Annotated in this window: 23 protein-coding genes; 13 read left to right on the forward strand and 10 right to left on the reverse strand. The window is 72.7% G+C overall.

Annotated features, from left to right (window positions below):
- The first annotated feature begins 64 nt into the window (after positions 1-64).
- The 4 genes from BJ971_RS24730 to BJ971_RS24745 all read left to right on the forward strand — a co-directional run bounded on the left by BJ971_RS24730 (position 65) and on the right by BJ971_RS24745 (position 3,778).
- Complete coding sequence (locus BJ971_RS24730) at positions 65-970, forward strand: MurR/RpiR family transcriptional regulator (RefSeq protein WP_184995596.1); 906 nt, start codon at positions 65-67, stop codon at positions 968-970.
- The gene (murQ, locus tag BJ971_RS24735; RefSeq protein WP_184995597.1) at positions 967-1,884 is read left to right on the forward strand and encodes an N-acetylmuramic acid 6-phosphate etherase; all 918 of its coding nucleotides are present in this window, start codon (positions 967-969) and stop codon (positions 1,882-1,884) included. The genes BJ971_RS24730 and murQ overlap by 4 nt, the downstream gene beginning before the upstream one ends.
- 24 nt (positions 1,885-1,908) lie before the next feature.
- Positions 1,909-2,445, forward strand: coding sequence for a YcxB family protein (locus BJ971_RS24740; protein WP_184995598.1), 537 nt, complete (start codon positions 1,909-1,911; stop codon positions 2,443-2,445).
- Positions 2,446-2,761: 316 nt separating this feature from the next.
- Positions 2,762-3,778, forward strand: coding sequence for a glycoside hydrolase family 11 protein (locus BJ971_RS24745; RefSeq protein ID WP_239087442.1), 1,017 nt, complete (start codon positions 2,762-2,764; stop codon positions 3,776-3,778).
- 68 nt (positions 3,779-3,846) lie between these two features.
- Here the strand turns inward: BJ971_RS24745 and BJ971_RS24750 are convergent, their stop codons facing one another.
- On the reverse strand, positions 3,847-4,467 hold the full coding sequence (locus tag BJ971_RS24750) for a hypothetical protein (RefSeq protein WP_184995599.1): 621 nt from the start codon (positions 4,465-4,467) through the stop codon (positions 3,847-3,849).
- Positions 4,468-4,484: 17 nt separating this feature from the next.
- Between BJ971_RS24750 and BJ971_RS24755 the strand changes: the two genes are divergently transcribed.
- On the forward strand, positions 4,485-5,480 hold the full coding sequence (locus BJ971_RS24755; RefSeq protein WP_184995600.1) for a sensor histidine kinase: 996 nt from the start codon (positions 4,485-4,487) through the stop codon (positions 5,478-5,480).
- The gene (locus tag BJ971_RS24760) at positions 5,477-6,145 is read left to right on the forward strand and encodes a response regulator (RefSeq protein WP_184995601.1); all 669 of its coding nucleotides are present in this window, start codon (positions 5,477-5,479) and stop codon (positions 6,143-6,145) included. Before BJ971_RS24755 ends, BJ971_RS24760 begins: the two co-directional genes overlap by 4 nt.
- Before the next feature lie 6 nt (positions 6,146-6,151).
- Here BJ971_RS24760 and BJ971_RS24765 read toward each other — a convergent pair whose 3' ends face one another.
- Both BJ971_RS24765 and BJ971_RS24770 read right to left on the reverse strand, forming a co-directional pair.
- A complete protein-coding gene (locus BJ971_RS24765) occupies positions 6,152-7,534 on the reverse strand; it encodes a patatin-like phospholipase family protein (RefSeq protein ID WP_184995602.1) in 1,383 nt (460 codons plus the stop codon).
- Complete coding sequence (locus tag BJ971_RS24770; RefSeq protein WP_184995603.1) at positions 7,531-8,151, reverse strand: TetR/AcrR family transcriptional regulator; 621 nt, start codon at positions 8,149-8,151, stop codon at positions 7,531-7,533. The genes BJ971_RS24765 and BJ971_RS24770 overlap by 4 nt, the downstream gene beginning before the upstream one ends.
- A 139-nt stretch (positions 8,152-8,290) precedes the next feature.
- Here BJ971_RS24770 and BJ971_RS24775 point away from each other — a divergent pair, with 139 nt between their 5' ends.
- Positions 8,291-9,547, forward strand: coding sequence for an SLC13 family permease (locus BJ971_RS24775; protein ID WP_184995604.1), 1,257 nt, complete (start codon positions 8,291-8,293; stop codon positions 9,545-9,547).
- Here BJ971_RS24775 and BJ971_RS24780 read toward each other — a convergent pair.
- Positions 9,459-9,926, reverse strand: coding sequence for a DUF6232 family protein (locus tag BJ971_RS24780; RefSeq protein WP_184995605.1), 468 nt, complete (start codon positions 9,924-9,926; stop codon positions 9,459-9,461). The two genes, BJ971_RS24775 and BJ971_RS24780, sit on opposite strands and share 89 nt — an antisense overlap.
- A gap of 101 nt (positions 9,927-10,027) precedes the next feature.
- Here BJ971_RS24780 and BJ971_RS24785 point away from each other — a divergent pair, with 101 nt between their 5' ends.
- Positions 10,028-13,030, forward strand: coding sequence for an AfsR/SARP family transcriptional regulator (locus BJ971_RS24785; RefSeq protein ID WP_184995606.1), 3,003 nt, complete (start codon positions 10,028-10,030; stop codon positions 13,028-13,030).
- 24 nt (positions 13,031-13,054) lie between these two features.
- Here BJ971_RS24785 and BJ971_RS24790 read toward each other — a convergent pair whose 3' ends face one another.
- Positions 13,055-13,858 carry a hypothetical protein gene (locus BJ971_RS24790; protein ID WP_184995607.1) on the reverse strand — a complete coding sequence of 268 codons (804 nt, stop codon included), beginning with the start codon at positions 13,856-13,858 and terminating at the stop codon, positions 13,055-13,057.
- Positions 13,859-14,206: 348 nt separating this feature from the next.
- Between BJ971_RS24790 and BJ971_RS24795 the strand changes: the two genes are divergently transcribed.
- Genes BJ971_RS24795 through BJ971_RS24805 form a run of 3 tightly spaced genes read left to right on the forward strand, consistent with a single transcriptional unit; the run spans position 14,207 to position 16,014 of the window.
- Positions 14,207-15,040, forward strand: a complete 834-nt coding sequence (locus BJ971_RS24795; protein WP_307837381.1) for a DUF4142 domain-containing protein — start codon at positions 14,207-14,209, stop codon at positions 15,038-15,040.
- Between the two features lie 20 nt (positions 15,041-15,060).
- Positions 15,061-15,432 carry an iron chaperone gene (locus BJ971_RS24800; RefSeq protein ID WP_184995608.1) on the forward strand — a complete coding sequence of 124 codons (372 nt, stop codon included), beginning with the start codon at positions 15,061-15,063 and terminating at the stop codon, positions 15,430-15,432.
- Positions 15,433-15,489: 57 nt separating this feature from the next.
- Complete coding sequence (locus BJ971_RS24805; protein WP_184999077.1) at positions 15,490-16,014, forward strand: DUF1877 family protein; 525 nt, start codon at positions 15,490-15,492, stop codon at positions 16,012-16,014.
- 242 nt (positions 16,015-16,256) lie between these two features.
- On the opposite strand, the gene BJ971_RS24810 is transcribed toward BJ971_RS24805, so the two are convergent.
- From BJ971_RS24810 to BJ971_RS24825, 4 genes are all read right to left on the reverse strand, one after another.
- Positions 16,257-16,493 carry a hypothetical protein gene (locus BJ971_RS24810; protein WP_184995610.1) on the reverse strand — a complete coding sequence of 79 codons (237 nt, stop codon included), beginning with the start codon at positions 16,491-16,493 and terminating at the stop codon, positions 16,257-16,259.
- A 996-nt stretch (positions 16,494-17,489) separates the two neighbouring features.
- Positions 17,490-18,167 (reverse strand): PepSY domain-containing protein, encoded by a 678-nt coding sequence (locus BJ971_RS42270; protein ID WP_184995611.1) that lies wholly within the window; start codon positions 18,165-18,167, stop codon positions 17,490-17,492.
- A gap of 80 nt (positions 18,168-18,247) precedes the next feature.
- Positions 18,248-19,516: a HAMP domain-containing sensor histidine kinase gene (locus tag BJ971_RS24820; protein WP_184995613.1), complete on the reverse strand. Its 1,269-nt coding sequence runs from the start codon at positions 19,514-19,516 to the stop codon at positions 18,248-18,250.
- Positions 19,513-20,196, reverse strand: coding sequence for a response regulator transcription factor (locus tag BJ971_RS24825; RefSeq protein WP_184995614.1), 684 nt, complete (start codon positions 20,194-20,196; stop codon positions 19,513-19,515). Before BJ971_RS24825 ends, BJ971_RS24820 begins: the two co-directional genes overlap by 4 nt.
- A 98-nt stretch (positions 20,197-20,294) precedes the next feature.
- Here BJ971_RS24825 and BJ971_RS24830 point away from each other — a divergent pair, with 98 nt between their 5' ends.
- On the forward strand, positions 20,295-20,801 hold the full coding sequence (locus BJ971_RS24830) for a hypothetical protein (RefSeq protein WP_239087441.1): 507 nt from the start codon (positions 20,295-20,297) through the stop codon (positions 20,799-20,801).
- An 82-nt stretch (positions 20,802-20,883) separates the two neighbouring features.
- A complete protein-coding gene (locus tag BJ971_RS24835; protein WP_184995616.1) occupies positions 20,884-23,004 on the forward strand; it encodes a PKD domain-containing protein in 2,121 nt (706 codons plus the stop codon).
- A gap of 37 nt (positions 23,005-23,041) precedes the next feature.
- Here the strand turns inward: BJ971_RS24835 and BJ971_RS24840 are convergent, their stop codons facing one another.
- Positions 23,042-24,718, reverse strand: coding sequence for an AfsR/SARP family transcriptional regulator (locus BJ971_RS24840; RefSeq protein WP_184995617.1), 1,677 nt, complete (start codon positions 24,716-24,718; stop codon positions 23,042-23,044).
- Positions 24,719-24,751 lie beyond the last annotated feature (33 nt).

The raw sequence follows: 24,751 nt of genomic DNA on the forward strand, positions 1-24,751 counted from the left end.
CGGTGACCGTACCCTTCGGTGGAGACAATTGACCACGCACGACGAGCATAGGAAACTTTTCTCCATGGCAGATACGGCGATCGACCGCTCGCCCATCACGGTCCGGGCCCGCGGCCTGCTGCCGTCGCTGTCCCCGGCCGAGCAGCGGGTGGCGCGGGTGATCATCGACGAGGCGGCCACCGCCGCCCGGCTCACCATCACCGACCTCGCCCGGCGGGCCGGCTCCAGCGAGACCACGGTGATCCGGTTCTGCCGGGCGATGGGCTTCGCCGGCTACTCCGAGCTGCGGCTGACCCTCGCGGGCGAGGCCGGCCGCGCGTACGAGGCCGCCGGAGCCGCCGAGGAGCCGGTCGGCAGCGACATCAGCGAGAGCGACGACCTCGCCCAGGTGGTCAAGAAGATCGCCTTCGCGGACGCCCGGGCGGTCGAGGAGACCGCCTCGCAGATCGACATCGCGGTGCTGGAGCAGGTGGTCGACCTGGTCGCCGGCGCCCGGCGGGTGGACATCTACGGCGTCGGCGCGAGCGCGTTCGTGGCCAGCGACTTCCAGCAGAAGCTGCACCGCATCGGCCGCGTCGCGTTCGCCTGGAGCGACACCCACCTGGCCCTGACCAGCGCCGCGCTGCTGGACGAGCGGGACGTGGCGTTCGGCATCTCGCACACCGGCACGACAAGCGACACCATCGAGGCGTTCGCCGAGGCCGGGCGGCGCGGCGCGCGTACCGTCGCGCTCACCAACTTCCCCAAGGCGCCGATCACCCAGGTCGCCGACCTGGTGCTGACCACCGCGGCCCGCGAGACCACGTTCCGCTCCGGCGCGATGGCCAGCCGGCTGGCCCAGCTCACCGTCATCGACTGCGTCTTCGTCGGCGTCGCCCAGCGCACCTACCACCAGACCCGGGCCGCGCTCGACGTCACCTACGCGGCGGTACGCGGGCGGCGGATCGGCACCGATCGGAGCCGCGGGTGAGGCCCCTGGACGAGGCGCCGCTGTCGCGGACCGAGCAGCGCAACCCGCGCAGCGCCTCGATCGACCGGATGTCCACCCTGGACCTGCTCCGCCTGATCAACGCCGAGGACCGCCAGGTACCGGTCGCGGTCGCCGACGTGCTGCCCGCCCTCGCCGCCGCCGTCGAGCTGGCCGTGGCCGCGCTCGCCGGCGGGCACCGCGTGCACTACGTCGGCGCCGGCACCTCCGGGCGGATCGCGGTGCTGGACGCGGCCGAGCTGATCCCCACGTTCGGGCTGGCGCCCGGCCGGGTGGTGGCGCACATCGCGGGCGGATCGCACGCGCTGACCAATCCGTCCGAGGCGGCCGAGGACGACGAGGACGCCGGTGCGGCGGCCGCCGCCGAGGCCGGCGAGGGAGACCTCGTCGTCGGCGTCACGGCGAGCGGGCGCACCCCGTACGTCCGGGCGGCGCTCGCCGTGGCCCGCGCCCGCGGCGCGCACACCGTGCTGCTGTCGGCGAACCCGGCCTCGCCGATCGCCACTGGCGTCGACGTGCACGTCGCGCCCGACACCGGGCCGGAGGTGCTCACCGGATCCACCCGGATGAAGGCCGGCACCGCGCAGAAGCTGATGCTCAACGCGTTCTCCACCGCGACGCTGGTGCGGCTGGGGCACACGTACTCGAACCTGATGACCGACATGCTGGCCAGCAACGCCAAGCTGCGCGACCGGCAGCTGCGCATCCTGGCCGAGGCGACCGGCGCCGACCTGGACCGGTGCCGGCAGGCGCTGCGCGCGGCCGCCGGCGACGCGAAGGTGGCGGTGGTGACGCTGATCGCCGGCGCCAGCGCCGAGGCGGCCGGCCGGGCACTGGCCGAAACGGACGGACACGTGCACCGGGCGCTGCGCCTGCTCGATCACCACGCCGCCTGAGCCGCACCGTATGCTCTCGCGTCCATGGAAACCGACACGCAGTTCGCCTTCACGGCTCAGCTCAGCAAGGCCCAGTTCGCGGCGAGCGTGCGGCTCGCCGCGCGGAAGGTGATCTGGTTCCTCCGGATCTTCGGACTGCTCGCGGCCTTCTTCGGCGCGTGGGCGGTCAGCATCGGCATCTACGTGTCGGGTACGACCCTCGTCGTGCTGGGCCTGGCCCTCGCCGTCGGCATGCCGGCCCTGCTGGTGCGCGTCTCGGTGGGACGCGCGCAGCGACTGCTCGACGGGCCGGTCGGCTACCGGATCGACGCCGAAGGGGTCAGGTCGAGCACCCGGCACACCGACGGCATCATCCGGTGGCCGCTGCTCGACCGGCTCGAACAGCGGCCGGACGTGCTGCTGGTCTGGATGGGCCGGGGCCAGTTCATCCCGATCCCGGTGGGCGAGTTCACGCCGGAGACCCGGACGGCGCTGGTCGCCTTCATCGAGGCACACCTCGCCGGGCGCGCGCCCGAAACCGCGACCGCCGAGAAGTCCGCAGTCCGCCCGCCGACCCCGTAGCGTTTCCGAAACTTCCGGAACCCCACCTCCCTCAAGGTGCGGGCGGGCTGCGGCGATCACCTCGGAGGCGTGTCACACCAATCCGGTACCGGTCAGGCTGAACGTCGATCTATCGTCACAGACTGATTTCCGGAAGGTTACCGAAACTTGTTGACACCCTGGTGGGTACGGAAATAGCGTCGCCATCGACGGGACTCAATGACCGTCGATGGCACGTCCCAACGCGACCGCCCCCACCGCGTGGTCCGACGCCGATATCCGGCGGCCGCCCGCGCCGCTGGCCTCCCGCCAGCCGTCACGAGGAGGAAGCAGACACATGAACGACATCCCCACCCCACCGAGGAGACGCGGCCGGACGCGGCTGCTCCTCGGCGCCGCGTGCGCCGCGGTGATGGCCGTGGCCGGCACGGTGATAGCCGCACCGAGCGCCTACGCCGAGGCCGACCGGACCGTCAGCTCGAACTCCACCGGCACGCACAACGGGTTCTACTACTCGTTCTGGAAAGACAGCGGCAACGCCAGCATGACGCTGCGCGCCGACGGCCGTTACTCCAGCAACTGGGGCAGCGGCACCAACAACTGGGTCGGCGGCAAGGGCTGGGCCACCGGCAGCCGCAGGACGATCAGCTACTCGGGCAGCTACAGCCCGAACGGCAACAGCTACCTCGCCCTGTACGGATGGACGCGCAACCCGCTCATCGAGTACTACGTCGTGGAGAACTTCGGCACGTACAACCCGAGCACCGGCGCACAGCGGTTGGGCTCCGTCACCACCGACGGCAGCACCTACGACATCTACCGCACCCAGCGGGTCAACCAGCCGTCGATCGACGGCACCGCGACGTTCTACCAGTACTGGAGCGTCCGCCAGTCGAAGCGCAGCGGCGGCACCATCACCACCGCCAACCACTTCGACGCCTGGGCACGCGCCGGGCTGAACCTCGGCAACCACGCGTACCAGATCATCGCCACCGAGGGCTACCAGAGCAGCGGCAGCTCCGACATCACGGTGAGCGAGGGCGGCACCCCCAACCCGGGGCCGACCACCACCAGCCCCAACCCCGGCGGCGGCAACTGCACCGCGACGCTCTCGGCCGGCCAGCAGTTCGGCGACCGGTTCAACCTCAACGTCGCGGTCAGCGGCACGAACAGCTGGGTCGTCAGCCTCGGCCTCAACGGCGGCCAGAGCCTGCAGAACAGCTGGAACGCCTCGGTCAGCGGCACGACCGGAACCGTCACCGCCCGGCCGAACGGCAACGGCAACAACTTCGGTGTGACGATCATGGCCAACGGCAACTGGACCTGGCCGACCGTCACCTGCCGGACGGGCTGACCCCGGCCGGCTCGCAGCACCCGCTCCTGTGGCGCGGCGGCCCCGGCCGCCGCGCCACCTCCATGCGATCAGGCCGTCCGCACCCGGGCCCGGGCGATCGTCCGCCAGCCGGCGACTCCCAGCACGGCGAGCATCGGTACGGCGCCGACCGCGGGCAGGATCGGCGTGCTGTACGGCAGGAGCAGCATCCCGGCGTACCCGGCGACGATGGCCGGCACGGTCCACCAGCCGACCACGCCGGCCCGGGCCAGCCCGATGAACGTCATCAGCAGCGCCAGCGAGACCAGCGGGCCCGGGTTGAACGCCAGCTGCTCGGCCGGGTGGGCCAGCACCCGGTCCGAGATCGCCGCGGCCTGCTCCAGCGGCAGGTTGCGGCCCAGCTCCATGTGGAACCAGTCGGACAGCAGCGAACCGGAGATCTGGAGCAGCCCGAGCGCGCCGAACAGCGCGCCGACGAGCGTCAGCAGGCCGCCCCTGCGGCCCCGCACCAGCAGCGGCACGGCGAGCAGGCCCGCGCCCATGAGCAGGTTGCCGTAGTGCAGCAGCAGCGCGGAGAGCTGGGTGAGCAACGGGTCCCGCGCCAGGGACGCCAGGTACTGCGCCTTCTCGTCGCCGGCCGCCGGCGGCGAGGTGGCGAGCCCGGCGAAGAACAGCGCCGCGCCGGCGATGAGCGCCCCGCCGGCGATCACCGGCAGGACCCGGCGCCGTGGTGGCCGCGGCGTTCCCCATCGTCGTTGCCGGTGGGCTGAACGGGCCGACCGGGGCGGGCGTGCTCAGCTTCTTCCTCGCGCCGGGCTGGGCCGGGTACCGCGGGAATCCGCGGCGGTCCTGGCTCGCGCCGCTGTCGGCCCAGCTCATGGCGAGCCTCGGCACCTGGGTGGCCGGCCGCGCGACCGGCTCCACCGTCGGCGGCCTCGGCGCGATCGCGTGGGAGAACCTGTTCTTCGGGCTGCTGTGCTGGGGCGCCTGGGGCGTCGGCCTGCTCGCCCGCCGGCTGCGGCATCGCGCGACGCTCCTGGCCCGCCTCGCCGAGGCGATGGAGGCCGAGCGCGACGCGCGGGAACACGCGATCCTCGTCGAGGAGCGCCAGCGCATCGCCCGCGACATGCACGACGTCGTGGCCCACTCGATAAGCGTCATGGTGCTCCAGCTCGGCGCCATCCGCAGCACCCTGCCGCCGGACACCGCGCAGGCCGAGATGATGCGCAACGTGGAGCGGCTCGGCCGCGAGTCGGTACGGGAGCTTCGCGCCCTGGTGGGCATGCTGCGCGACGCGGCCTCGAACGAGCCGGTGCGCAACCCGTCGCTGGCCCGCGCGGACGAACTCGTCGCCGAGGTGCGCGCCGCCGGTCTGCCGGTCGACCTGACCGTCGACGGCGACATCGCGGAGCTGCCGGCGGCGCTGGACGTCTCGGCGTACCGGATCCTCCAGGAGGCGCTCGCCAACGTGCTGCGCCACGCCGGCACCGTGCCGACGCGGGTCGTCGTGCACCGCGCCGGGGACCGGCTCGGCCTCACCATCGACAACGACCCGCCGCCGGGCGCGCGTCCGGACCGGGACCCGACGGCCGGCCCGGGCGGTCACGGCCTGGTCGGCATGCGGGAGCGGGTCTCCGTGTACGGCGGGCGGCTGGCGGCCGGTCCGCGGCCCGACGGCGGGTACGGCGTCGACGCCGTGTTCCCGATCGGGGCGCGGCGGTGAGCGGCATCCGGGTCGTGGTCGCCGACGACGAGGCGATGATCCGCGCCGGGCTGCGGATGCTGCTCGACCACCAGCCCGACATCAGCGTCGTCGGTGAGGCCGTCGACGGGTTCGACGCCCGGGAGGTGGTCCGGCGCACCCGGCCGGACGTCGTGCTCATGGACGTCCGGATGCCGCGCTGCGACGGGCTTCAGGCGGCCGGGCACATCGTCGCCGAGAGCGCCGCGAAGGTCATCATCCTCACCACGTTCGACGAGGACGCCGCCGTGGCCCGGGCGCTGCGCTCGGGGGTGAGCGGGTTCCTGCTCAAGGTGGCACCGCCCGAGCAGCTGGTGCAGGCGGTGCGCACGGTCGCCGCCGGCCAGGCGCTGCTGGACCCGGCGATCACGCTGCGGGTCATCGCGTCGTTCGCACAGGCGCCCGGCGCCGACCCCGCGGCCGCCGAGCGGCTGGCCGCCCTCACCGACCGGGAGGTCGACGTGCTGCGCCTGGTCGCCCGGGGGCTGTCCAACGCGGAGATCGCGGTACGGCTGTTCCTGGGCGAGGCCACGGTCAAGACGTACATCTCCCGGATGCTGGCGAAGCTGGGCCTGCGCGACCGGGTGCAGGCGGCCGCGTTCGCCTACGAGAGCGGCCTGGTCCGCCCGGGCGTCACCGACGGGTAGCTCTCCTCACCGCAGGAGGAAGGACAGGGCCTCCCGTGCGGCGTCGGTTGCCGCGTCGCGGGCGGCACGCAGCGCCGCCTGGTCGCGTTCGAGCCGGGACGGCAGCGGGTCGCCGAGGCGGGGCGCGAGCGCGAGCGTGCTCAGGCCGTGGCTCCAGCCGTCGCGTACCTGCTGGAGGGTCTCCCGGTAGCGGTGCGGCCGGCCGCGGTAGGCGGCGGCGAGCTCCGGGTTGAGGCGGCGCAGGTAGCGCTCGACCACCACGTCGACGGCGCCGAACGACGGCTGGGTGCCGGGCGGCCGGGTGGCGAGCACGACGGCGTGGGTGGCGCCGCGCGCGGCGGCGGCGACGACCGGTACTGCCTCCACGATGCCGCCGTCCAGCCAGCGCCGGCCGCGCAGCGTGACCGGGTCGCCGGCGAGCATCGGCAGCAGGCCGGAGGCGTGCAGGCTGCCGATCAGGTCGGCGCGGTCGGTGAAGTCGGACAGCGCCTCGGCCCGGCCGGTGTCCACGTCGGTGGCGACCATCGCGAGCCGGCCGGCCCAGTCGGTGCCGGCCGCGGAGCCGAGGTCGAACAGCTCGTCGACGCGGCTGACGATGCGCGTGCCGTCGATCACCGGGCGGCCGAGGGCGAACCGCCGCAGGTCGATGAACTCGGGCGAGGTGAAGACCTCCGCGTACGACTCGGCCATCGCCCCGGCGGCGCCGACGGCGAGGGTGGCGGCGTTGACCGCGCCGGCCGAGGTGCCCACGATCATGTCGATCGACGGCAGCAGGCCCTCCCGCTCGATGACGGCGGCCATCGCGGCGGAGACGATGCCCCGCATGCCGCCACCCTCGATGACCAGGGCGACCGTGGCGCCGTCGTCGGTGTTACCGGTGCGGCGGCGCTCGAGGAGCACGTCCTGGACGCTGGGCGTGGCGAGCCGGCCCACCCGCACCCGCGCCGGCTGGGCGGCGGGCGTGGCCGCCGGCTCCGCCGGCGCGACGATGGTGCCCTGCGCGACGGCGACCAGGGTCTCGGTGCCGTCCTCGGCGATCGCGTGCAGCTCGCAACGGCAGGCGGCGCGCCGGCCTTCGGCGCGCATGACCATGCCGTGTGCCCGCAGCGTACGGCCCCGGGCCGGCGCGATGTAGTCGATGGTGAGCCCGGACGTGACGACGTCGGGTCCCAGCGCGGCGCCGCCGGCGAAGGCGAGGGCGTTGTCGGCGGCGTACGCGACGATCCCGCCGTGCACGGCGCCGTGGTGGTTGGTGATCTCGGGCCGGATGTCGAGCTCGACGGTGGCGCTGCCCTCGCCGAACGAGACCAGCCGGGTGCCGAACATCCGGGTCACGGACTGGTCGGCGAGGACCCGCTGCGCGCGGGCCAGCGGGGTTGTGACGGTCATCGGGCGACTCCCAGTCCGCGGAAGCAGAACAGCCGGATCGCCTCGATCACGCCGGCCTGTTCATCGGGTGACGGTTCGGGGCTGTCCGGGCGGATCCACCCGACCAGCGCCTCGGAGATGGCGCCCATCACGGCGGAGGCCGCCAGCCGCGGGTCCTGCGGCACGAAGTCGCCGCTGGTCAGGCCGTCGCGGATGATCCGCTCGCTGATGTCGGTGTATGAACCGCGGTAGACCAGCCGCTCCTCCTCGACCACCGGGCTGACCGGCTCGAACAGCAGCGCCCAGGCCATCCGCCGCCCGTGCAGTGCCCGCCCGCTGAACGTGCGGATCAGGCCGTTGAGGCGCTCGGCAGCCTGCTGACCGGCGTCGGCGACGGCCGTGCGGGCCAGGTCGATCTCGTGGTTCGCGGCGCTGCGGAACACCTCGGCGAGCAGGCGGTCGCGGCTGTCGAAGTATGAGTAGACGGAGCCGACGCTGGCCTGGCAGCGGGTGGCGATCGCGGCGACGGTGGCGCCCTTGAACCCCTCGGCGGCGACAAGCGAACGCGCGCCGCGGAGCATCGCGTCCCGCTTGTCCCTCGCGTTCTGCCTGGTCAGTGCGGTCTGCCGGTACGGCATCCGGAGGCCCCCAAAATTCTGAATCCGCGTTCAAAGCTTGCCAAGGATTGAACCACGGTTCATTTCATCGCGGCAACCAGACCGGGACCAAGATCACTTCGGCGTTTCCCCGCCACCGATTCCGGGGAAGGGCCTGGCCTTGAACACCTTGCTCGCGGAGGCCCTCTCCTCCGTTCTGCTCCTGGCCGTGCTCGCCTTCGCCGTCATTCGTCCCCGTGGCCTGCCGGAGGCGGTCGTCGCCGTCCCCGCGGCCGGCGTGGTCATCGCCACCGGTGCGATCACGCTCGACCGCGTCCGGGCCGAGGTCGCCCTGCTGGGGCCCGTGATCGGATTCCTGGCCGCGGTGCTCGTGCTGGCCCGGCTGTGCGACGACGAGGGGCTGTTCCAGGCCTGCGGAGCCTGGATGGCGCGCGCCGCACGGCGGCGGCCCCGCAACCTCCTGGCGTACGTGTTCGCGGTGGCCTCGCTGATCACCGCGGTGCTCAGCCTGGACGCCACGATCGTGCTGCTCACCCCGGTGGTGTTCGCCACCGCCGCGCGGCTGAACGCCCGGCCGAGGCCGCACGTCTACGCCTGCACCCACCTGTCGAACACGGCCTCGCTGCTGCTGCCGGTCTCCAACCTGACGAACCTGCTGGCGTTCGCCGCCAGCGCGCTGACCTTCACCCGCTTCGCCGCGCTGATGACGCTGCCCTGGCTGGTCGCGATCGGCACCGAGTACCTGGTCTTCCGGCGCTTCTTCGCCGCCGACCTGGACGCCGGCGCCGCCGCCGAGCCGGCCGCCGAGCCGCCGCCGGTGCCGGTGTTCGCGCTGGCCACCGTCGGCTGCACGCTCGCGGGTTTCGTCCTGACCTCCGCGGCCGGGATCAACCCCGCCTGGGCGGCGTTCGCCGGCGCGCTGGTGCTCGCCGCCCGGGCCCTCGTCCGGCGCCGCACCACCCCCGCGAGCATCCTGCGGGCGGCCGGGGTGCCGTTCCTGTTCTTCGTACTGGCGCTGGGGATCGTGGTCGGCGCGGTGGTCGACAACGGCCTCGCCGCGGCGCTGGGGCGACTGATCCCGGACGGCACCGGCCTGGCGGCCCTGCTCGCGATCACGGCGCTGGCCGCCGTACTGGCGAACGTCATCAACAACCTGCCCGCCGTGCTGGTGCTGCTGCCGCTGACCGCGACGGCCGGATCCGGCGCGGTACTCGCGGTGCTGCTGGGTGTGAACATCGGCCCCAACCTCACCTACGCCGGGTCGCTGGCCACGCTGCTGTGGCGGCGCATCGTGCACCAGCACGACGCGCGGGTGGACCTGCACGAGTTCACCCGGCTCGGCCTGCTCGCGGTGCCCGCGACTCTGGTACTCGCGGTGGTGGCACTGTGGGCATCGCTGACCGCGCTCGGCACCTAGACCCCGCCGCCGCGCGCGCCAGCGCGCGGCTGACCTTGCCGAACTCGGTCTCGTCCCTCGTCGCGTAGAGCGCCACCGTGGCACCCCCGTAGTCGGCGAGCAGCAGGTACGCCGGCCGGACCAGCCGCGCGCGGGCGAGCGTGACCAGGGCCGGCAGCACCACCAGGGCGACCGACACCGCCACCGGGACGTGCCGCGCGGTCACACCGACCACGAGCAGCGAGACCACCGCCGTGTACGCCGCGCGCCGCGCGGTGCGGTCGCACCGCCCCCGCGCCACCCGAAGGTTGCGCAGGTGGCCGACCCGGCACCGGCGGCCGCCGATGGACAGCCACCGTTCGGTGATGCGGATGCCGTCGTGATCGTAGAAAGTGGTCATCGTTCCGCCGTTCTCGTCGCAGCGACCGGGTCCACAGAGTCGGGACACGAGGTCCGATCCGCGCCGTAGCGATCCCGTAGGGTCGGATTCGGGGGCTTGTGATGGTCGAGTTGCGGCTGCTCGGCGACGTCGACGTCCGGCACGACGGGCGTGCGGTGGCGCTGGGTTCCAAGCAGCGCGCGGTGCTCGCGGTGCTGGCGTTCCACGCGAACACCGTGGTCAGCCGGGCGGACATCGTCAGGCTGGCCTGGGGCGGCGGCGCCGGCGACCCGCCGGTGACGATCGACCGGCTGGTCACCGACTACGTCTCGCGGCTACGGACGGCGTTCCGTCAGGCGGGCTTCGGTGCTCAGGTCCGGCTGGTCTCCCGCGCACCGGGCTACCTCCTCGAGGCGGAACCGGCCGTCGTCGACTGGCACCGGTTCCGCGACCTGGTCGCCCGGGCCCGGGCGGCGAGGCAGGCCGACGACGACGCGGACGCGGCCGAGTCGCTGCGCCTCGCGCTGGCACTGTGGCGGGGGCCGGCGCTCGCCGATCTCGCCGGGCCCTCGCTGGACCCCCTCCGGGACCGGATGAGCGACCTGCGGCTGGCCGCGACCGAGGACCTCGCCGCGGTGCTGCTCGCCCGCGGCGGCACGGGCGAGGCGGTCGACCTGCTCACGCCGGCGGCGGCCGGGCATCCCGGCCGGGAACGCCTGGCGACGCTGCTCATCCGGGCCCTGCACGCCGCCGGACGGCGCGACGAGGCGATCGCCGTCTACCAGCGCACCCGTACGCACCTGACCGGCCGGCTCGGGGTCGACCCCACCGACGCCCTCGAAGAGGCCTACCGGACGGTGCTCGACGGCCGGGCACCGACACCCGCACCGGCGCAGCTGCCGGCCGACACGGGCAACTTCACCGGCCGCCACGCCGAACTCGCCCAACTGCTCAACCTCGCACCCGGCACGACGTCCGGAGTCGTGGTGATCTGCGCCGTGGACGGCATGGGCGGCATCGGCAAGACGGCCCTGGCGGTGCACGCCGCGCACCGGCTCTCCGCACGCTTTCCCGACGGCAGCCTCTTCCTCGACCTGCACGGCTACACCCGCGCCGTCGCGGCGATCGAACCCGGGCAGGCGCTCGAGCGGCTGCTGCGCGCCCTGGGCGTACCCGGTGAGCAGATACCGGCCGAGGTCGACGACCGGGCCGCGCTCTACCGGGGCCGGCTGACCGGCCGCCGGATGTTGATCGTGCTGGACAACGCCCGTACCGCCGACCAGGTACGCCCGCTGCTCCCCGCCGAGCCCGGCTGCCTGGTCCTGGTCACCAGCCGGCGCCGGCTGACCGCCCTGGACGACGCGCGGCCCCTGTCGCTGGACATCCTGCCCCTCGCCGACGCGGTCACCCTGTTCACCAGGATCGCCGGGCCCGGACACGCCGCCGGCGATCCCACCGCCGTCGAGCAGGTCGTCCGGCTCTGCGGGCGGCTACCCCTCGCCGTCCGCATCGCCGCCGCCCGGCTGCGCGCCCGCCCCGCCTGGACCGCGACACACCTGGCCGACCGGCTCGCCGACCGGCACCACCGGCTCGGCCAGCTCCACGACGGCGAACGCGGCGTGGCCGCCGCGTTCACCCTGTCCTACGACGACCTCACCGACGAGCAGCGGCGCACCTTCCGCTACCTGGGCCTGCACCCCGGCGCCGACACCGACCCGTACGCCGTCGCCGCGCTCACCGGCCGTCCCGTCGACGCCGCGGGCCGGATCCTCGAGGAGCTCCTCGACGCCCACCTGCTCATCCAGGCCGTACCGGGTCGGTACCGGTTCCACGACCTGATGCGGGCATACGCCGCCGACCTGGCCCGCTCGCGGGACACCGACGACGCGCGGCGTACGGCCCTGAACGGCCTGTTCGACCACTACCTGGCCACCGCCGCCGCCGCGATGGACGCCCTGTTCCCGGCCGGCACGTTCCAGCGGCCGCGGGTGCCACCCGCCGGCTCACCGACCCCCGACGTCACCGACCCGGTCGCCGCCCGGACCTGGCTGGACGCCGAACGCCCCAACCTGGTCGCCGTCTGCGCGCACACCGCCGTCGACGGCCGGCCCGGCTACACCAGCCGCCTGTCCGCGACCCTCGGCCTCTACCTCGACTTCGGCGGCCACTTCGCCGACGCCCTGACCATCCACACGCACGCCGGCGAGGCCGCCGGCCGCTGCGGCGACCTGGCCGCCGAGGGCAACGCCCTGGCCAACCTCGGCACCAGCCTCGACGGGCTGGGCCGGCACGCGGAGGCCGTCGAGCAGCTCCGGCACGCCCTGCTGAACTTCCGCGAGATCGGCCACCGGGCCGGCGAGGCCCGCGCGCTGAACAACCTCGGCTACGCGTACTGCCGGTGGGGCCGCCACCGGCAGGCCGTGCGGTGCACCCGGGCGGGGCTCTCCATCTTCCTGGAGACCGGAAACCGCCTCGGCCAGGCGGACGCCCTGGACACCCTCGGCATCGTCCACCGCCAGCAGGGCCGCTACGACGAGGCGGCGGAGCACTCGAACGAGGCGCTCGCCCTCTACCGCGAGCTCGGCGACCCGCTCGGGGAGGCGATGCAGCTCGAGCGGCTCGGCGCCATCCACGCCCGCCAGGGCCGCCACGAACAGGCCGTCGACCACCTCCGGCGCGCCCTGGCCCTGGACCGCGAGATCGGCAACCGCCCCGGCGAGGCCGACACCCTGAACGAACTCGCCCTGGTACGCCGGCAGCAGGGCCGCTTCGACGCCGCGATCGACCACCACCAGCAGGCCATCGACCTGTTCCGCGACATCGGCAACCGCACCGGCGAGGGATCGGCACTCAACGGCCTCGCCGAGACCCTGCACGCCACCGGGCAGCACGACCGCGCCCGCGACCTGCACGCCGCCGTACTCACCCTGACCGCCGACACCGACGCCGTCGCCGAACGGGCCCGCGCACACGCCGGAATCGCGAACATCCACCACACCACCGGCGACCCGGAGCAGGCCCGCCACCACTGGCACCGCGCCCTGGCCCTCTACACCGACCTCGACCTCCCGGCCGCCGCCGACATCCGCGCCCGCCTCACCGCACTCGACGCTCCACGACAATGACCGGGCACCCACTGACCCCTGGACTCAATCGTCGGGTCCGAGAAACGTTCCTCTGCGCGAAAGACGTTGTTGCACTTCAGCGTCCGGATCCAAAATCCTGGTATTCCTCATGCGAACGTCCTGGATCTCCGGCAATCCAAGCAATGGTTCAACGGACTGGACGGACCTGGAGTTGGTGATCCGAAGCTCTCTGAGGCGGCTTAGGCCGCAGAGCTCGTCCAGGTTCAAACCTGATGAGATGGTGGACTTCCGTGACCCGATCAGCCGCAGCCTCAGCAAGTTTTGCACGGCACCGAGGGGCGAAAGGCTCTCAGCCTGAATCTCCAACAACTCGACCTCGAGGAGCAACCGGCAGTTCTCTATTCCCGAAAGGTTCACCACCTGCCCAAGTCCTTCCACCTTCAACCACAGCAGACCTGGGGCTCCGGACAAGAACTGGAGGTCGCGCCGCGCACACAACCACAGGGTCAAGTGTTGGAGCCGGGCAAGTCCAGAAAATTCAAGGACACCTGGACGATCATCGATGCCGAGCGATTCGAGAGTATCGCTCACGGTCACGGGTAAAGGGACTTTGCTTCTCGTCAGGAGAACCAGCTCGACGACACCTGACAGAGAAAAGGCATGAGAGTCGTCACGTACGGCACCCTTTACTTCTACATATTTGAGACCTGGCAGCTGACCGAGGAAATCGAGATTCTTGAGCCTCACGCCTCGCTCGATGCGAATGTAGATTCCGTCGTATCCGCCGTCGATAAATGCCGTCGGAAGGTCGTCGACCCCTGGACCGCTCCCAATATCCCAGGTCAGGACATCGTAGTCCATTCTCATCAGAGTTCATTCCTTCGATTCAGTGGTCTCCCCCGCCGATACCGCCGTCGACCACCTCCCGGCACGCCCTCCTGGACTTCCGCTAGATCAGCCAACGGGCTCCTTCCTCTTTCACCGAAGACCTGTACACCACGTGCTCGCCCTGACCGCGCCGCCCGGCACTGGCATCGGGCCCTCGCCCTCTGCACCGACCTCGACGGCCCGGCTGCCGACGGCCTCCGCGCCGCCTCACCGCGCCCTCGCTCCTGAGCCGCGATCTACGGCCTGTAGAAATTCGTCCCTGCGAGTTGATCCATAACGGGCCGCGGTACGTAGTTCCCGTCGCTGGCAGCATCCGAGGTAACCGGGGTGGAGGTTGACGTGTTCGCCGTCGATCAAGTGTTGGGGTGGCGTCACCGCCTGTCGGGTGCGGCGCTCGTCGCCGTCGCCCTGATCCTGCTCGACCCGAACTCGGCGCGCGCCGAGCCGGGCATTCCGCTGCCGCCGAACGAGCTGTTGACCGACCGCGGCAAGGGCTCCATCTCCGAGGCGGACCAGGACTTCACGGTGAAGGTCCGCCTCGCCGGGCTGTGGGAGATTCCGGCCGGCGAGATGGCTCAGGAGAAGTCGAACGACCCCCGGATCAAGGCCATCGGGCGCGACATCGCCGCCCAGCACGGCGTGCTGGACAAGCTCGTCCGCGACGCGGCGAAGAAGCTCGACGTCGACCTGCCGAACAAGCCCAACGCGGACCAGCAGAAGTGGCTCTCCGAGATGCGCGAGGCGGAGGGCGAGGAGTTCGACCAGATCTACATCGACCGGCTGCGGGCGGCACACGGCAAGATCTTCCCGGCCATCGCCACCATCCGGGCCAGCACCCGCAACGACACGGTACGCAAGCTCGCCCAGCGCACCAACCAGTTCGTCATGACGCACATGACCCTGCTGGAGAGCAGCGGCATCGTCGATTTCGCCGGGCTGCCGACGGCGCCTCCGCCGGCCGCCGCCACGACCGGACCGGCCGCGCAGGCACAGAAGTCGGTGAGCTCCGCGACGCCCCTGTCGGTGGGCGGCGCGCCGGTGCTGCCCATCGTGGTGGTCGCGCTCGTGAGCATCGCCTTGACGGTCTTCGCCTGCCGGCACTTCATGATGGATTCCCGTCGGCCCTACCGGCGGCAACGAAGCCGGTACTACGAGTCCTGACGGTTTGCCAGACTGATGCCATGACCAAGCCCCGGACGATCGACGAGTACATCGAAGGGGTCGCCGGGCCGGCCCGGGAGCTGCTCGAGCAGCTGCACGCGCTGGCCCGTGCGACCGTGCCGGATGCGAGCGAGGCCATCAAGTGGGGCCACCCCGCCTGGGTGCATCCGTCGGGGACGATCCTGTTCGTGATCAGCGGCCACGCGAAGCACGCGAACTTCACGTTCACCCCCAGCACCCGCGAGGCCTTCGACGCCGAACTCGGCGACCTCGAAACCGGCAAGGGCACGGTCAAGCTCCCGTACGGCGGCCCGGTGCCGGCGGACCTGCTGCGCCGCATGATCGAGTACCGCGTCCGCGAACACGAGGACGCCGGCGTGCTCTGGATGTGACCGGCCGCCGGTCGGTACGGAACTGTCGTAGCCCGCGTCTAGGCTGCCGCCGTGAGCATGAACGGCAACTGGCTACGCGTGTCCCCCGACGAGTTGGCACGCGCCGCGACCGACCTCGACTGGGCACACCGGCTCGCCAGGACGGCGCGCGACAGCGGCTCCGAACGCTGGACCGGCATCGACAAGGCGTGGAACGGGCTCGACTTCCTGCTCGATCGGCTCGGCTTCGAGATTCCGCTGGTCCTGGGCGCGGAGAGCTTCGTCGAGCTGCCGGACGTCGAGCCCGACAGCGAGGAGATGTTCGACTTCCTGGCCAACCTCGAGGACGACTGGGGCTACGGGCCACCCTCCTACCTGACGCCGGACCAGGTGGCGGCCGCGGCCGCGCAACTGGCCACGCTCACCGAGGACGACCTCATCCGCGGCGTCGACCCGACCGAGCTCTACCGGGCCGAGATCTACCCCGGCACCTGGGAGAGGCCCGGCGAGCTGGAGTGGGTGGCCCACTACCTGCCGGACGTCCGGGAATTCTTCGCCGCGGCGGCCAAGGAGGGCGACGCGGTCATCTGCTGGCTCGACTGACCGCCGACCCACCGGGCCCGTCATCAGCAGCGCGGTGAGCCCCGACAGACCCCTGCGCACGGACCGTTCCGTCGACCCACCGCGGACTCCCGCACCGTAAGAGCTGGCCCTCCCTCGCTTCATTGCGATTTCGCCGGACCAGGCAATTTCAAGCTGACCTCCGACGGAGGTATTCGAGCCGGCGTCCGACAGCGCAGCAAGGTTGAAAGTACCAAGTGTTCTCTGCGAGAAGTTGGCATGATCTAAAACGGATCGGAAAGGACAAACATTGGCCGCTCCGGGATAATGAATCCGTGCGGCAGCTTCAATTCTTCACCAGCAGCGAGTTGGCCGCCATGCGTGACCGCACCGCATCCCGCAATTACTCCCCCGAGCGGGACGAGTTCCGCCGCAACCACGAGCGACACCGCGCGTGGGGCCTCACTCAACGTCACGCCCGGCGCCTGCGCCGGCTGCGCAGCCGAGACGATGAGCGCCACACGGCAGATCTGATCGAGCGACGCCCACCAAGGCCACAGCCGTCCCATTCGCCCGGGCTCGCCCACGTCGAGCCGGCCCGGCACCCGGCGCCACGCCGCACCACTTCGACCCACCACGATCCGTGGGACAGCAACCAGACCGAGCCGCCGGGCGAGACGGGATCCACTGAGGCGCACCGGCTCAACAGGGCCATCGACCCGGCGATGCCCACCCCGACACCTTCGGCGGACGAGTCCGCCGGCCGGGTGGAACCTGCCCAGGCGCATCCGCTGAGGGAAACCGCCCGCCACGCGAAACCCACCAAGGCGCGCTCGCTGGACGGGACCACTGGGCAGGTGGAACCTGCCCACCCGCCCGAACGGCATCAAGGTCAACTCGATCCGGTCGGCAGCCGCTATGGAATTAAGGTAGCCAGCGGACCCCATGACGAAATCGATCGGCACAGGAACCGACGGAATGCAAGATCTCCACCTGCCCGGCTATGCCATTTCAAACCACACCGGGGCCTCGGCGGTCCGTCACCCATACAGACACACAAAACATTTCCGGCGGCCCGATGGATGCATTCTCATTGATACAAGGACTCTCCGCACACGCGTTTCCCGAATTCGCGGCGGGTCCGGGCCGAAGGCACACGCGGACCATGCGGAAGGGGGTTTGGCAACTCTCAGTTACATGCTTGGTGAGACGGTCTGCTGATCGGCCGCTGCTGCTCGCTGCACTTGGCGGCAACCTCGACCGCTGGTTCAACGGGTGTCTCGTCCTGGCTCGGCAGCGGGGTTGCGCCTGCGCGGCGGCCAGGCAGCAGCCCGACAAAGCACCCTGAAGCTGGTCGCCTACTCCACAGTCACGCAGCCGGCGCCGCGGCAGCAGAGCACCGCGGAACCCGCGGAGCCCTGCTGCTGCGTGCGACCGTCCGGGCCGATTCGGGGAACGACCAGTCCGGTCTCGGTCGGCGGCATCCAGGCCGAGGCCGGCGGCCGCCGACCGGTGGGTCAGTCGTCGGAGCCGTGGCCACCGCTGCCGTGGTCGTCGGCGCCGGAGTCGTCGCCGCCGCGGCCGCGGCCGTGGTCGTCCGAGGCGGAGTCGTCGTCGCCGCGGCCGTGGTCGTCGGCGGCGGTGTCGTCCGAGCCGCGGCCGTGGTCGTCGGCGGCGGTGTCGTCGGAACCGCGGCCGTGGTCGTCGGCGGCGGTGTCGTCGGTGCCGTGGCCGCCGCGGCCGTGGTCGTCGGTGGAGGTGCGGGTCGCCTTTCCGTTCGAGGACTTGACGCGGTGGCGCAGGACGGTGCCCGTCGCCTGGTCGACGTCGAGGTCGTGGCGGACGCCGTTGGTCACGACGTCGATGTCCCAGACGGCGCGGCCGTGCTCGGTCTCGGCCTCGATGCTGGTGACGCGGCCGCCGCCGGTGGCGCGCAGGGCGATCGCGCGGGCGGTGGCGATGTCGACCGCGGCCGGCGAGGTGGCCGCCGGTGTGGTGGCGGTGGCGGTGGGTGCCGGGTCCGTGGCCGCGTCGGTCGGGACCGGGTCGCCGTTCGGCAGCATCTCCACGGCGCCGCCGCGGTCGTCGGAGCCGGCGGGGTCGTCGGCGCCGGAGGCGGCGAGGGCGGTGCCGCCGAGGGCGAGCGCGGCGGCCACCCCGGCGGCGAGGGTGGAGACGGTGCGGAGCTTGATCATCGGTTGAACCTTCCGGTGTGCTGACTGGCTGATGTCCAGCACATTCGCGTACCGGGGCTTAGCGGCACGCTGTGCGACCTCTAAGGGCTGGTTAAGGGACCGGCCAGTTCCAGCACCACCCGGGCGCCGCCGTCGCGGCCGGACTCGACCCGCATCGTGCCGCCGGCGGTCTCGGCGGCCTGGCGGGCGATGTCCATGCCCAGGCCGGTCGAGCCCGAACCGGACACCCCGCGGCGCGTCGCGGACTCCGGGAAGCCGGGTCCCGCGTCCGAGACGGTCAGTACGGCGCCGGCCGGGCGCGCGACAAGCGACACCGCGAAGTCGGTGCCGTCCGGGGTGTGCGCGAAGACGTTGCCCAGGAGGGCGTCGAGCGCCGCCGCCAGGTCGTCGGCGGGTACGGCGACGGGGAGCGGCGCGGCGGGGAGCTCACGGCGTACCCCTCGATCGGTGTCCTCGGCCAGCACGGACCAGAAGGCGACCCGCTCGGTGACCACCGCCGTGGCGTCGCAGCCGGTGCGGGGGCGCGCCGCGCCGCGGCGGCGGGCCTCGCGGATGACGGCCGTGACGGCCCGCTCGATCGCGTCGGCCGCGGCCGCGAGCCGGGCCGCGTCGCCGGGGTCGCGCAGCGTCTCCGCCTCCAGGCGCAGCGCGGTGAGCGGGGTGCGCAGCCGGTGGGAGAGGTCCGCGACCTGCTCGCGCTCGTGGCGCAGCAGGTCCTGGATGCGGGCGGCCATGTGGTTGAGCGCACCGGCCACCTCCCGGATCTCCGGCGGACCCCCGGGTGAGGCGCGCGCCGTCAGCTCGGCCCGGGCCAGGCGGTGCGAGACCGCGGACAGGTCCGCGATCGGCGCGACAAGGGTCCGGGCGAACCGGTCCGCGATCAGCAGTCCGAGCAGCACCAGCACGACGCCGAGCCCGGCGAGGACGAGCCACGCCTTGACGACGCCGCGGGTCAGCTCCGCGCGCGGCACCACCGTGCGCACCACCGCCGTGCCCTGCGCGGTGACCACCGGCACGACGATCTCCCGGCCGGCCGCGCCGTCGACCGTGAACGACTGCCCGGCCGCGCTCGCCAGCCGCACCGCCGCCGTCGGCGCCGCCGGGGCGCCGAGCACGCGCCCGTCCGGCAGGTAGACCGTCACCGGCGCCGACGCCCCGCTCAGCGACAGCTCCAGCTCGCTCGAGTCGCTCGTGCCCACCAGCGGCACGATGGCCCGGACCACGTTGTCGGCGCGGCCCACCGCGCGGTCCGCGGCGACCTGGCGCACGAGCACCGCCAGCGGCACCAGGAAGGCCAGCAGCACGAGGCCGGTGGTGGCGGCGACCAGCAGGGTGAGGCGGCGCCTCATGCCGGCTCACTCAGCCGCACGCCCACCCCCCGCACGGTGTGCAGATAGCGTGGCGTCTGCGCGGTCTCGCCGAGCTTGCGGCGCAGCCAGGACAGGTGCACGTCGACCGTCTTGTCCGCGCCGCCGTACGGCACCTGCCAAACCTCGGAGAGCAGCTCCCGCTTCGTGACCACCTGCCCCGCGCGGGTCGCGAGGTGGTGCAGCAGGTCGAACTCGCGCGGCGTGAGGTCCAGCTGCGCGCCGTCCAGCGAGGCCGTCCGGGCACCGGCGTCGACCCGCAGCCCGCCGACGGTGATCGCGGCCGGTTCCTGCCCGACCTCGCCGCCTCGGCGCAGCACCGCCCGGATCCGGGCGTCCAGCTGCGCGGCCGTGAACGGCTTGACCACGTAGTCGTCGGCGCCCGCGTCCAGCACCCGGACGATCTCCTCCTCGTCGTCCCGCGCGGTCGCCACGATCACCGGCACCGCGCTCACCGCCCGCAGCATCCGCAGCAGCTCGCGGCCGTCGAGGTCGGGCAGGCCGAGGTCGAGCACGACCAGATCGGGGCGCTCGGCCAGGGCGGTCTGCAACCCGGCCATCGCGGTGTGTGACGCCGCCACCGCGTGACCTCGCTCGCGCAGCGCCCGCAGCAGGTTGGTACGGATCGCCGAGTCGTCCTCGATCAGCAGCAGGTGCGCCATCACCGCACGGTAACCCGGATCCCCGTCACCAGCGGCTTAACCCTCCCTTAGCGCGGTCACGGCCCGGCTTTAGCATCCGGGAGGGCATAGTCGACCGGATGAAGCCACGAACGCTGCTGGGCACCGCCGGCTGGATCGGCGCGGCCGTGCTGGCCGTACTCATCGGGCTGGCCGCCGTGCGGGTGATCGGTGACGGCCTCAGCTCGGAGGCGGGGCGACCCCGCTCCCAGGCGGAGGTGGACCGCGACCTGGCCGCCCACGCGACGACCATGCCGGCCTCCGCCCCGCCCAGCGTCGAGGCCACGCCGTCCGCGGCCGCGTCCACGTCCGCCTCCGCGTCGGCGGGCAGCGGGTCGGCGCCGTCCGCCGGGCTCCGCTCGTTCCGGACCGCGGGCGGCACGGTGGTCGCGCGGTGCGCGGCCGGGCGCGCCGAGATCGTCGCGATGTCCCCGCTGGGCGGATTCGCCGTGCACGAGCGCGACCAGGGTCCGCGCGTGCAGGCGGAGGGTGAGTTCCGGGGCACCGTCGACGACCACGACCGGGTCAAGGTCCGGGTCGGCTGCGCCGGCGACCGGCCGGTCCTGGACGAGCGGGACGACGACTGAGGCCGTCCGCCTCAGCCGGACCACAGCAGTGCCACAGCACGCGTTCCTATCTTGGCGGCTCCAGTAACAGCTTAGGAGTGCCATGAAGAAGACACTGGCTCGCCTCCCGGTCACGCTCGGCGTGATCGTGGCGGTGGTGGCGCCGCTCGCCGGCACCGCCGTCGCGGTGGCCGTGCAGCCGACCACCGAGCGGTCCGGCAGTCTCGTGCAGGTCGGTCCGATCGCCGAACACGGTTTCCCGGCCTGGTACCGGGACAGCGACAACAACCGGTTGGAGTTGTGCGTCGACCCCGGCGATCAGCTCTGCCCGGGACCCGCCGACGAGATGCCCAATCCTGACGAGCCGGTGTCCTTCCCCGACAACTTCCCCGGTGAGTCCTTCTACCAGCTCGCCGGCGCCGACTTCACGCTGACCGGCGGCTCCCGGGTGACCCTCGGGATGAACGTCGAGGCGGCGTTCGCCCGCGAGGACCCGATCCCCGGCGACCAGGTCGTCTTCGGCCGGGTCCGGATCCGCTTCGACGCGCCGCAGGGCCAGCGCTTCCGCATCACCCACCCGTACGGGATCGACGACATCGTCGCGGGTGACAAGGGCGTGAACATGACCGAGGACATCGGCGTCGCCCCGGGCGCGTTCGGTGGCGTCATGAGCAGCCGGATCGGCCCGTTCCTGAAGTGGGACCCGGCCGTGGCGCCCGCCGCGCCGGTCGGCTACACCGGTGACCCGGGCGTCAACCACAAGGTCATCGGCAGCCCGTACAAGACGAACTTCGTGCGCGTCGAGCAGCTGAACCCCGCCACCGGCGCGGTCATCGGCGAGGTCGGCTTCACCGACGTGTTCAGCGTCCAGGGCCGCTACGCGACGAACGCCGGCGTCGACATCGACCAGGCAACGTACACCACCAACCCGGACGGCTCCGGTGTGGTCGAGGTGTTCGCCAGCAGCGAGCCCGGCCAGGTCATCCAGGTCGCCACCAACGACGCGTTGGGCTTCCACACCACCTCGCTGCGCGGCAGCGGCGGCCGCTACTACGGCCGGTTCCCGGCCACCGCCGTGCCGAAGGACTCCAAGATCGAGGTCGTCAACGCCAGCGACCGGCCGGTGACCCGCAAGACGCGGGCCCTGGCCGACGTCGTGACGATCACCGGTCTCGCGTACGACGCCGACGCGCAGACCCTGTCGGTCTCCGCCGTCTCCAGCGACCACAGCTCGAACCCGGCCCTGTCGGTCACCGGGTTCGGCCCGATCACCGGGTCGCCGTTCGTGAACGTCGCCGCTCCGCCGGCCGCCATCACGGTCACCTCGGCCGCGGGCGGGTCCGCGACCGCTCCGCTCACCGGCACCGGTCAGGTCTTCCTGCCGACGGCGCCGGTGGCCGGCGCGACGGTCGACTCCCCCGCCATCGTCGGGCAGACCGTCCGGCTGGACGGCACCGGCTCGGCCGGTGAGATCGCCGGGTACACCTGGAAGCAGACCGGCGGCACGCCGGTCACGCTGACGAACCCGACCGGCTCCGTGGCGACGTTCGTGCCGACCGAGGTGGACAAGTACAAGTTCACGCTCACCGTGAACGGGCCCGGCGGCACGAGCGTGCCGGTGCAGGTGACCGTCAACGTGATCGCGGCGGCCCTGCCGAAGGCCAAGCCGGGCGCGGACCAGATCGTGGTCCGGGGCCGCGCGGTCGCGCTGGACGGCTCGAACTCGAACTCCGCCGAGTCGTACTCGTGGCGGCAGGTGTCCGGTCCGGCGGTCAAGCTGTCCGACCCGGCGAGCTCGAAGCCGACGTTCACCTACCCGGTTCAGGCGCTGCCCGCGGTGCCCGGCCCGAACGCCGCGTACGTCTTCAACAACGACCCGGTGGTGCTCGAGCTGACGGTCACCAACCCGGCCGGCACCGACACCGCGAGGGTCGTCGTCCGGCCGCAGGCGGAGACGCTGTCCGGCCTGGCGGTGCGCTACCGCACCGGCAACAACGAGTGGCGCATCTCGGGTACCAGCAGCCTGCTCGCGGGCCAGCGGGTCACCGTGGTGCTGGGCGGCACGCTCACCGGCCGCACGATCGGTGCGCCGGTGTCCGTGGACGCCACCGGGGCGTTCGACCTGCGGGTCACCGGACCCAACCCGGGCACGGTGCGTACGGTCAGCTTCGTCACGACGACGGGCGCCCAGCAGCTCGCCTTCAATGTCAACGTGACCAACTGACGGTCTGAGCAGGGCACATCAGCGGCGGCGGTCTCCGTTAGGAGGCCGCCGTCAGCCGTTCCCGCAGATGGGTGCAGGACGCCTCGGACACCTGCGCCCGGATGGCGTCGCGGATCAGCGTGCCGCGGTGCCGCACGGTCCCGTCGGGCTCGTCGCTGAGCAGGTGGGCGTGGACCAGATCGTCGATCGAGGTCAGCACCTCCTGCACCGACCGGCCGGTGAGCGGGGCCAGCTCGGCCGCGCTCAGCGGGCCGAGCACCGCGCACAGGCGCAGCACGTCCCAGGCCGGCTCGCTCATCCACCGGGTCCGCTGCCGGGCGATCTGCATGGCGACCGCGCAGGCGATCTCGTGCGGCCGGGTCGCGACCGCCACCAGGGCGGGGATTCCGCCGCTGCGCTCGGCCACCCGGTCGTCGTCAAGCGACGCCAGGTCCTCCGCGCTCAAGGGGCCCAGCCGCAGCACGACGGTGGTGTTCAGCGCCGCCAGCGGCCGGTCGATGACCTGGGACGGGTAGCGGTAGGTCAGCACGATCCGCAGCCGCGGGCAGTTGTTGCTCAGCCAGGCCAGCTCCGCGACGCTGGCGCTGTCCAGGTCGGCGGCGTCGTCGACGGCCAGGAACACCCGCTCGGGGCCGTAGAACAGCGAACCGATCAGCTCCAGCTCGGCGGGGCCCAGCGGCTGGTCGCTCTTGGCGCCGTCGACGGCGGCGAGGATCTCCGGCCCGGCGCCCAGGTCGACAAGTACGGCACGCAGCCAGGCGAGCCGGAACACGGCCGAGCCGGCGTGCCCGATGCCGACGCGGTTGGGCGCGCGCCGGGCCAGCTCGGCCACGAACGCCGACTTGCCGGCGCCGACCGGGCCGACGACGTGCACGACCGGCGGCGCCGTCGGCTCGAACAGCACCTCCATCTGGTGCTGGCGGCCGAGGAAGACCGGCTCGGCTCCGGTGGCCGGCGCGGGGGCGGCCGGCGCGGGTACGGCCGCGGCGGGCTTGGGGAGCCGGTGCGCCAGGGCGGCGCTCTGCAGGCGGATCAGTTCGGCCGAGGGCGGCAGGCCGAGCTCCTCCTCGAGCACCCGCCGGCAGCGGTCGAAGATGCGCAGCGCCTGGTCCGGCCGGTCCATGGCGACCGCCGCCGTCATCGCCGCCTGGTAACCCGATTCGAGGAACGGGCTGAGCCCGATCGCCTCCTGCGCCAGCCGCAGCGACCGCGCGGGATCGTCGGGCAGGGCGGCCCCGGCCAGCGCCAGCAGGGCGTCCACCGCGGCGAGCTGCACCTCGGTGCGGGCCTGCTCGGCCCATTCGGCGTACGGGTCCTCCGGGAACGGCAGCTGGCCGGCCAGGGTGAGTATCGAGGAGTGCACGGCGAGGCGGTCGGGGCCGTCCGGCGGGAGCGCGTCCAGGCTGCGGATGTGCCCGCGCAGCTCGGCCAGGTCGAGTTCGGCGCGGCCGGTGTCGAAGAGGTATCCGCCGCCCCGGGTGACGATGAACCAGTTCGAGACGCTGCCGTCCGGCTGGAGGCGCCGCCGGATCATCGACACGTAGTGCTCGAGCGTGGCGACGTGGTTGCCGGGCAGCTCGGCACCCCAGACCGCGTCCGCGAGGGCGTCCTTGGTCTGGATGCGGTCGTGCCGGGCGGCCAGCACCGCGAGCACCTGGCGGGCCCGGCGCGGCAGGTCCCCGGCGGGCAGGATCGTTCCGCCACAGTCGGTCACTGTGAGTGGCCCCAACACCGTCACGCGCATCTG

The sequence above is a fragment of the Amorphoplanes digitatis genome (assembly GCF_014205335.1).
GTDB classification, from domain to species: Bacteria; Actinomycetota; Actinomycetes; order Mycobacteriales; family Micromonosporaceae; genus Actinoplanes; species Actinoplanes digitatus.

Excerpts from the sequence above, each read along its gene's own strand:
- BJ971_RS24730 (WP_184995596.1), top strand. The coding sequence starts at position 65 with ATGGCAGATACGGCGATCGACCGCTCGCCCATCACGGTCCGGGCCCGC.
- BJ971_RS24740 (WP_184995598.1), top strand. The coding sequence starts at position 1,909 with ATGGAAACCGACACGCAGTTCGCCTTCACGGCTCAGCTCAGCAAGGCC.
- BJ971_RS24745 (WP_239087442.1), top strand. The coding sequence starts at position 2,762 with ATGAACGACATCCCCACCCCACCGAGGAGACGCGGCCGGACGCGGCTG.
- BJ971_RS24765 (WP_184995602.1), bottom strand. The coding sequence starts at position 7,534 with ATGACCGTCACAACCCCGCTGGCCCGCGCGCAGCGGGTCCTCGCCGAC.
- BJ971_RS24770 (WP_184995603.1), bottom strand. The coding sequence starts at position 8,151 with ATGCCGTACCGGCAGACCGCACTGACCAGGCAGAACGCGAGGGACAAG.
- BJ971_RS24780 (WP_184995605.1), bottom strand. The coding sequence starts at position 9,926 with ATGACCACTTTCTACGATCACGACGGCATCCGCATCACCGAACGGTGG.
- BJ971_RS24785 (WP_184995606.1), top strand. The coding sequence starts at position 10,028 with ATGGTCGAGTTGCGGCTGCTCGGCGACGTCGACGTCCGGCACGACGGG.
- BJ971_RS24790 (WP_184995607.1), bottom strand. The coding sequence starts at position 13,858 with ATGAGAATGGACTACGATGTCCTGACCTGGGATATTGGGAGCGGTCCA.
- BJ971_RS24800 (WP_184995608.1), top strand. The coding sequence starts at position 15,061 with ATGACCAAGCCCCGGACGATCGACGAGTACATCGAAGGGGTCGCCGGG.
- BJ971_RS24805 (WP_184999077.1), top strand. The coding sequence starts at position 15,490 with ATGAACGGCAACTGGCTACGCGTGTCCCCCGACGAGTTGGCACGCGCC.
- BJ971_RS42270 (WP_184995611.1), bottom strand. The coding sequence starts at position 18,167 with ATGATCAAGCTCCGCACCGTCTCCACCCTCGCCGCCGGGGTGGCCGCC.
- BJ971_RS24820 (WP_184995613.1), bottom strand. The coding sequence starts at position 19,516 with ATGAGGCGCCGCCTCACCCTGCTGGTCGCCGCCACCACCGGCCTCGTG.
- BJ971_RS24825 (WP_184995614.1), bottom strand. The coding sequence starts at position 20,196 with ATGGCGCACCTGCTGCTGATCGAGGACGACTCGGCGATCCGTACCAAC.
- BJ971_RS24830 (WP_239087441.1), top strand. The coding sequence starts at position 20,295 with ATGAAGCCACGAACGCTGCTGGGCACCGCCGGCTGGATCGGCGCGGCC.
- BJ971_RS24835 (WP_184995616.1), top strand. The coding sequence starts at position 20,884 with ATGAAGAAGACACTGGCTCGCCTCCCGGTCACGCTCGGCGTGATCGTG.